This window comes from Pseudomonas sp. GW531-T4 (assembly GCF_017349615.1).
Classification (GTDB): domain Bacteria; phylum Pseudomonadota; class Gammaproteobacteria; order Pseudomonadales; family Pseudomonadaceae; genus Aquipseudomonas; species Aquipseudomonas chlororaphis_I.
On sequence record NZ_JACMZT010000048.1, the window covers coordinates 34,132 to 40,519 of the forward strand.

6 protein-coding genes are annotated in these 6,388 nt (G+C 64.9%); 2 read left to right on the forward strand and 4 right to left on the reverse strand.

The window, feature by feature from the left end:
- Positions 1 to 72 precede the first annotated feature (72 nt).
- Entirely contained in the window at positions 73 to 615 is a 543-nt protein-coding gene (locus J4D28_RS26625; protein ID WP_009048236.1) for an Hsp20/alpha crystallin family protein, read from the reverse strand.
- Between the two features lie 501 nt (positions 616 to 1,116).
- Between J4D28_RS26625 and hemB the strand changes: the two genes are divergently transcribed.
- On the forward strand, positions 1,117 to 2,091 hold the full coding sequence (gene hemB, locus J4D28_RS26630) for a porphobilinogen synthase (RefSeq protein ID WP_009048237.1): 975 nt from the start codon (positions 1,117 to 1,119) through the stop codon (positions 2,089 to 2,091).
- 167 nt (positions 2,092 to 2,258) lie between these two features.
- Here the strand turns inward: hemB and J4D28_RS26635 are convergent, their stop codons facing one another.
- From J4D28_RS26635 to J4D28_RS26645, 3 genes are read right to left on the reverse strand one after another with little or no spacing between them, the layout of a single operon-like run.
- Positions 2,259 to 3,779 carry an FAD-dependent oxidoreductase gene (locus J4D28_RS26635; RefSeq protein WP_103331656.1) on the reverse strand — a complete coding sequence of 507 codons (1,521 nt, stop codon included), beginning with the start codon at positions 3,777 to 3,779 and terminating at the stop codon, positions 2,259 to 2,261.
- 52 nt (positions 3,780 to 3,831) lie between these two features.
- Positions 3,832 to 4,461, reverse strand: a complete 630-nt coding sequence (locus J4D28_RS26640) for a LysE family translocator (RefSeq protein WP_009048239.1) — start codon at positions 4,459 to 4,461, stop codon at positions 3,832 to 3,834.
- 33 nt (positions 4,462 to 4,494) lie between these two features.
- Complete coding sequence (locus J4D28_RS26645; protein ID WP_009048240.1) at positions 4,495 to 4,863, reverse strand: VOC family protein; 369 nt, start codon at positions 4,861 to 4,863, stop codon at positions 4,495 to 4,497.
- Positions 4,864 to 5,049: 186 nt separating this feature from the next.
- Here J4D28_RS26645 and J4D28_RS26650 point away from each other — a divergent pair, with 186 nt between their 5' ends.
- A complete protein-coding gene (locus tag J4D28_RS26650) occupies positions 5,050 to 6,147 on the forward strand; it encodes a DUF1615 domain-containing protein (protein WP_041989164.1) in 1,098 nt (365 codons plus the stop codon).
- Positions 6,148 to 6,388: the final 241 nt, after the last annotated feature.

The window sequence follows — 6,388 nt, forward strand, 5'->3', positions numbered from 1 at the left end:
TCACGGTCCTTATTGTTGGCCGGCAAAAAAAGCCCCTTGCCGATTTCCCGGCAAGGGGCTGGCTGGCCTGGGTCATTCGCCCTTGATCTGCACGACCTTGTCCGCATTCAGGGCGGCAGGTTTTTTCGGCAGCGAGATGCTCAGCACGCCTTTGCTGAAGCTCGCCTCGATCTTCTCGGCATCGACCCCTTTGGGCAGGTTGAACACCCGCTCGAAGGAACCGTAATGACGTTCGTTCAGGTGATAGCCTTTTCTGTTTTCTTGCGTTTCCTCTCTCTTTTCACCCTTGATGACCAGGCTGCCGTCAGAGAGTTTGATCTCGATATTCTTCTGATCCATGCCGGGCAATTCGGCAGTGATTTCGAAGCTTTCGTCTTTCTCGGTGATATCGACGGCAGGCATGCCACGGCCGATCAGTTCGCGCCGCCAGAACGGATCCACATCGAACAGCCCACGGCTGAAGGGAGACAGGCCGGGGCCGCGATTGAAGTCATCGAACAGGTGATCGACCTGTTGCCGCAGTTTTTCCAGAGGTTGCCACAGGTCGCTCATGCTCGAACGCCGGGTGGCCTTGTCTTCAGTCTGGATCGGCATTTTTTTCACGGAGTTGGCCATTTTCGCTTCTCCTCCCGGGTTGAGGGCGGGCCGCGAGCCCTCCCTGGGGCGACCCGCCACGACAGAACGGCAACCGGGCCCGCAGGCCTGCAAGCCCGGTCTTTCCGCCCACGACAGCCATCCCGCGAAACGCGCTGCCAAGGGCTCGATCTGAGTGCTCGAGGATGCCCGGCAGGCGATTCGCCAGGGGCCGCCTCCATGGGGCGGGCGGTCCTGCACACGCGAGCAATACCTGCCGCAGGCACTGGCCTTCAAGGCTCGCGCGAACGGCTCGGGCGTGTATTAGTTAGATCGAAAATCGGCCCGACAGTTTCGTCTCGGGCTGTTTGTCTGACAGGCGTAACCACCCGTATTCATGGGCATTGTTACCAAAGCGGCAACGCAGTCTTGGCGACGTGGTGTTTGTGCCGGTCGCGGCTTCAGGCATAAGCTTCGCTCTTTTTAGCTGCGGTCGTTATCGCACCCAGCCTTGTCTCACGTGGCCTGCCCTGAGGAAATCCCATGTCCAGCCAGTTCCCCCAAGCCCGTCCCCGTCGCCTGCGCCGCAGCGAACAGATGCGCAGCCTGTTCCAGGAAACCGAGTTCACCCTCAACGACCTGGTGCTGCCGATTTTCGTCGAGGAAGAGATCGACGATTTTGTGCCGATCAAGAGCATGCCGGGGGTGATGCGCATTCCGGAATCGAAGCTGGCCGGGGAGATCGAGCGTTACGCCCGCGCCGGGATCAAGTCGGTGATGACCTTCGGCGTGTCTCACCACCTGGACAGCAACGGTAGCGACACCTGGAACGACAACGGCCTGGTGTCGCGCATGTCGCGGATCGCCAAGGACGCGGTGCCGGAGATGATCGTGATGTCCGACACCTGTTTCTGCGAGTACACCGACCACGGCCACTGCGGCGTGCTGCACGGCCATGAAGTGGACAACGACCAGACCCTGGTCAACCTCGGCAAGCAGGCGGTGGCCGCGGCCCGTGCCGGCGCCGATGTGATCGCGCCGTCGGCGGCCATGGACGGGCAAGTCCAGGCCATCCGCCGCGCCCTGGACGAAGCCGGTTTCACCCAGACTGCGATCATGGCTTATTCCACCAAGTTCGCTTCGGCGCTCTACGGTCCGTTCCGCGAGGCCGGTGGCAGCGCGTTGAAGGGCGATCGCAAGAGCTACCAGATGAACCCGATGAACCGCCGCGAAGCGGTGCGTGAATCGCTGCTGGACGAGCAGGAAGGCGCGGACTCGCTGATGGTCAAGCCGGCCGGCGCTTACCTGGACATCATCCGCGACATCCGCGAAGCCTCGCGCCTGCCGGTGACGGCGTACCAGGTCAGCGGCGAGTACGCGATGATCAAGTTCGGCGCCCTGGCCGGGGCCATCGACGAGGCGCGGGTGGTGCGCGAAAGCCTGGGATCGATCAAGCGTGCCGGGGCGGATCTGATCTTCACCTACTTCGCGATGGACCTGGCGTTGAGCGGGATCTGACACCTCTGTAGCCTTCAAGGGCCTCCTCGCGGGCAAGTCGGATCGCCGCCCGCTCGCTCCTACAGAAGACGGGGTGCTTCTGTAGGAGCGAGGCTTGCCCGCGATAGCGTCAGCTCGAACACCGCAAAAAATCCCTGCTGCCCAGTCGACTGCGGCCGTAACACAAATCACAACGCAATCTTGCGCTCCTCGAAATACCGCTCCAGCACCTTCGGGTCCGCCGATTTTTCCGCCAGGGCCACATAAGTGTCCGGCCGCAGCAGGTAGAAGCCGTTGCGCGCCAGGCCGGCGACCTGGTGCGCCGGTTCCCAGTCGAACACCGTCAGCGGCAGTTGCCGCTCGGCGCACCAGGCGCGCAGGGCGTCGCTGGTGACGCCGTACACATGCACCTGCCACCCCAGGTAGTCGAGGCTGGCGAAATTGTCGGTGACGGCGCCGTGGGCCCAGGGCAGGCGATCGCCGCCGTGGACATGGCCGGCGCTGCCGCAGCTCAGGGGCATGTCGCGGTAGTTGAGGGTGATCTGCGACACCGTGCGAAACAGGAACTCGCGCGCCGCTTCCACCGCGGTCACCTTGGGAATCAGCAGCGGCGCCAGGCGGGTGCGCAGCAGGTTGGCGATCGGCCCGTCGGCGGTGACGAAGCTGAACACCCGGTCGGTGGTGGCCACCAGGCGCCGGGCGAATTCGATGCGTTCGAACTCATAGGTCGCCAGCAGGTGCTCCTCGGCCTTGCCGCTGAGCACCGCGGCGAGTTTCCAGGCCAGGTTGATGGCATCGCCGATCCCGGTGTTCATGCCCTGGCCGCCGGCCGGGCTGTGCACGTGGGCGGCGTCGCCAAGCAGGAAGGCGCGGCCGTTGAAAAAGCGCTCGGCCACCCGGTGATGCACGCGGTAGGTGGAGAACCAGTTGACCCGGTCGACCTGGACCTTGAGGTTGTCCATGGCGCGCCGGCTGACGTCCTCGAATTTCAAGGTCTCCGCCTGTTCGGCGCGTTCGTCGCGCACCGTGCCGATCAGCCGTGCCCGGCCTTCGCCGGCCAGCGGAAAGACCGCGAGGAAATCCGCCTCGTCGAGGTCGACGTGCAGTTCGCCATTGAGCGCCGGCCCCCGGGCGTCGACATCCGCCACATAAAACACCTGCTGATAGGTACCGCCGGGAAAGTCGATGCCCAAGGTTTTGCGCACCGTCGAATGGGCGCCGTCGCAGCCGGCCAGGTAGAAGGCCTGGCAGGTTTCCTCCTGGCCGTCGGCGCCGCGCAGCTGGGCGCTGATCAGGTGGCCGTGGTCGGTGAAGCTCAGCAGTTCGGTCTGGCGCTCGACCGTCACGCCGAAACGCTGCAGGCGCTCGATCAGTAATTGCTCGTGCTGGTCCTGCGGGTAGATTTCCAGGAAGGGGTAGGGCGTCAGGTCCGCACCGATGCTGCTCAGGGGCAGGTGGGCGGCCTGTTCGCCCTTGACCCAGAGGTTGGCGGCCGGCACCCGGTGACCCTGGTCGAGGATGGCCTGGGTCAGGTCCAGCTGGCGGTACAGCTCAAGGGTCCGCGCCTGCACCGCCAGGGCCCGGGAGGTGGTGCCGGGGCCGGCGGTCTGGTCGAGGATGCGCACCTTGACCCCCTGCCGGCTCAGCCACAGCGCGAGAACCAGCCCGGTGGGGCCGGCGCCAATGATCAGTACGTCGCTGCGGTTCATGTCCTTGCCCTCGTCGAGAGATCAATGTCATGCCGGTGTTGCGTACAACGGTTCAGCGCTGGGCGAACGCCAGGTTCAGGCCCAGGGCGGCGAAGCTGGCGGCAAAGCTGCGGCGCAGCCAGTTCTGCACCTGGGGCGACTCGATCACCGCCTTGCGGAACAGGTTGGCCAGCAGGCCGTAGACCACGAACACGGCGAAGGTCATCGCCATGAACACGCCGCTCAGGCCGAGCATCTGCATGGCCGGCGACGGGCCGTCGTGGCTGATGAACTGCGGCAGGAAGGCCAGGAAGAAAATCGTCAGCTTGGGGTTGAGGATGTTCAGCAGGCAGGCCTTGAGCACCAGGCCGCCGGCACTGGCGGCGGGAGCGCTGGTGTCGACGGCGAAGGCCGAACGGTCGCGCCAGGTGGCGTAGGCCAGGTACAGGAGGTAGGCGACTCCGGCGTGCTTCAAACCCTGGAAAGCCAGGCCCTGGAAGGCCAGCGCGCTGGTGTGCAGGATGGCCGACAGGCCCAGCACCGAGGCCAGCAGGTGCGGGACTATCCCGGCGGTGCAGCCGATGGCGGTGAACAGGCTGGCGCGCTTGCCGGCCACCAGCGCCGTGGAAATGGTCAGGATCACGCCGCTGCCGGGGATCAGCACGACAATCAGCGAGGTGATGAGAAAATCCAGTGAGAGCATGGCGCAGGGGACTCCAGGGCAGGTAAAGGAGGCTCAGGTCTGGCTGAACACTTCCAGCAGGTGGCCGTCGGGGTCATCAAAATACACCCGGCGAGCGCCTTCATGGCGGTTGATTTCGTTTGGGCGCTGCTTGCCCGGATCGGCCCAGAACGCCAGGCCGCGCTGGCGAATACGCTGCAGTATCGGCTCGAAGTCGTCGGCGGCGACCAGAAAGGCATAGTGCTGGGACGCGATGGGCGGGTCGTTGTCGTAGTAATCCAGGGACACGCCGTTATCCAGCTGCACCACCAGCATCGGGCCGAAGGGCGTGGGCGGTGGCAGGCCGAGCAGTTGCACGAGAAAGTCCGCCGAACGTCGCTTGTCGCGGCACCAGACGATGGTGTGGTTGAGTTGCACGCTCATGATGGGCCCCGCCTGTTGTTTTTCTGTGGGCGATGAGGTTTCAGATTAGGTGAAATTCGCCGTCGGTCACGGGGAATGCTCAAATGGTTCGTCGCCGGTACGGAACAGCGCGGCGCCTTGAGGGTCGATATCCGCGGCGACGCGCTTCCCTCGGGCGCGGGCCACCTTCGGAATTACTGGGAAGCCATGTCTATAAAACCTCTGCATTCACTTCGCTGGGCCGCTGTCGCGGCCTCGCTGGCCCTGGCCGGTTGTGCCGGCCAGCTCGGTTCAAAGGCGCCGGCGCCAAGCCCGGCGCAGGTCCAGGCCCAGGTCGCGCGCCTGCTGCCGGCCAAGGTCGCCGATCGCCAGGGCTGGGCCCGGGATATCCAGGTGGCCTTTACCGCCCAGGGCATCGAGCCGAGCAAGAGCAACCTCTGCGCAGTGCTGGCGGTGGCCGAGCAGGAGTCCACCTATCAGGTCGACCCGCCGGTGCCGGGGCTGGGCAAGATCGCCCGCAGCGAAATCGACCGCCGCGCGGCCAAGGTGCATGTGCCGTCGATGCTGGTCAGCGCGGCGCTGCAGGTGAGTTCGCCGAACGGCAAGTCCTACAGCGAGCGCCTGGCCGGGGCGCGCACGGAGAAGGAGCTGAGCACGATCTTCGACGACTTCATCGGCAGCGTGCCCATGGGCAAGACCCTGTTCGGCGGCTTCAACCCGGTGCACACCGGCGGGCCGATGCAGGTCAGCATCGACTTCGCCGAGCAGCAGGCGCGCAATTACCCCTACAGCGTGGACGGCTCGATCCGCCGCGAGGTGTTCAGCCGGCGCGGCGGCATGTACTTCGGCATCGCCCACCTGCTCGGTTACCCGGTGAATTACCCGCAGCCGCTGTACCGCTTCGCCGACTTCAACGCCGGCTGGTACGCCAGCCGCAATGCCGCGTTCCAGAACGCCCTGAGCGTGGCCTCGGGGATTTCCCTGGCGCTGGACGGCGACCTGATCCGCTACGACTCGATCATGCCCGGCAGCACCGAGCTGGCGGCGCGCGCCCTGGGCAAATCCCTGGACATGCGCAATCCGACCATTCGCAACCAGCTGGAGAAGGGCAACAGCCTCGAATTCGAGGACACCACGCTGTACAAGCGGGTATTCGCCCTGGCCGATCAGGCCCAGGGCAAGGCGTTGCCGCGGCAGATCCTGCCGGGCATCCAGCTGAAGAGCCCGAAGATCACCCGCAAACTGACCACCGCCTGGTTCGCCAAACGCGTGGATGAGCGTTATCAGCGCTGCATGGCCAGGTGAGCAGGGTGATAGCGATCGATCGGGGAATCCCGATGCCCTGAAATGAAAAAAGCCCGGCTGTTTAGGCCGGGCTTTTTTTCGAGTACTGCGGACCGCGCAATCATACGGCGCGACGCTCGATCAGACGGTCGGAACCACCTTCGGCAACGCGACGTTCGATCAGGCGATCAGCACCACCTTCAGCAACGCGACGTTCGATCAGGCGATCGGAGCCACCTTCGGCTACACGGCGTTCGATCAG

Bases quoted from the DNA above. Each gene is read 5' to 3' on its own strand.
- J4D28_RS26640 (WP_009048239.1), bottom strand. From the start codon at position 4,461: ATGCTCTCACTGGATTTTCTCATCACCTCGCTGATTGTCGTGCTGATC.
- J4D28_RS26635 (WP_103331656.1), bottom strand. From the start codon at position 3,779: ATGAACCGCAGCGACGTACTGATCATTGGCGCCGGCCCCACCGGGCTG.
- J4D28_RS26625 (WP_009048236.1), bottom strand. From the start codon at position 615: ATGGCCAACTCCGTGAAAAAAATGCCGATCCAGACTGAAGACAAGGCC.
- J4D28_RS26645 (WP_009048240.1), bottom strand. From the start codon at position 4,863: ATGAGCGTGCAACTCAACCACACCATCGTCTGGTGCCGCGACAAGCGA.
- J4D28_RS26650 (WP_041989164.1), top strand. From the start codon at position 5,050: ATGTCTATAAAACCTCTGCATTCACTTCGCTGGGCCGCTGTCGCGGCC.
- hemB (WP_009048237.1), top strand. From the start codon at position 1,117: ATGTCCAGCCAGTTCCCCCAAGCCCGTCCCCGTCGCCTGCGCCGCAGC.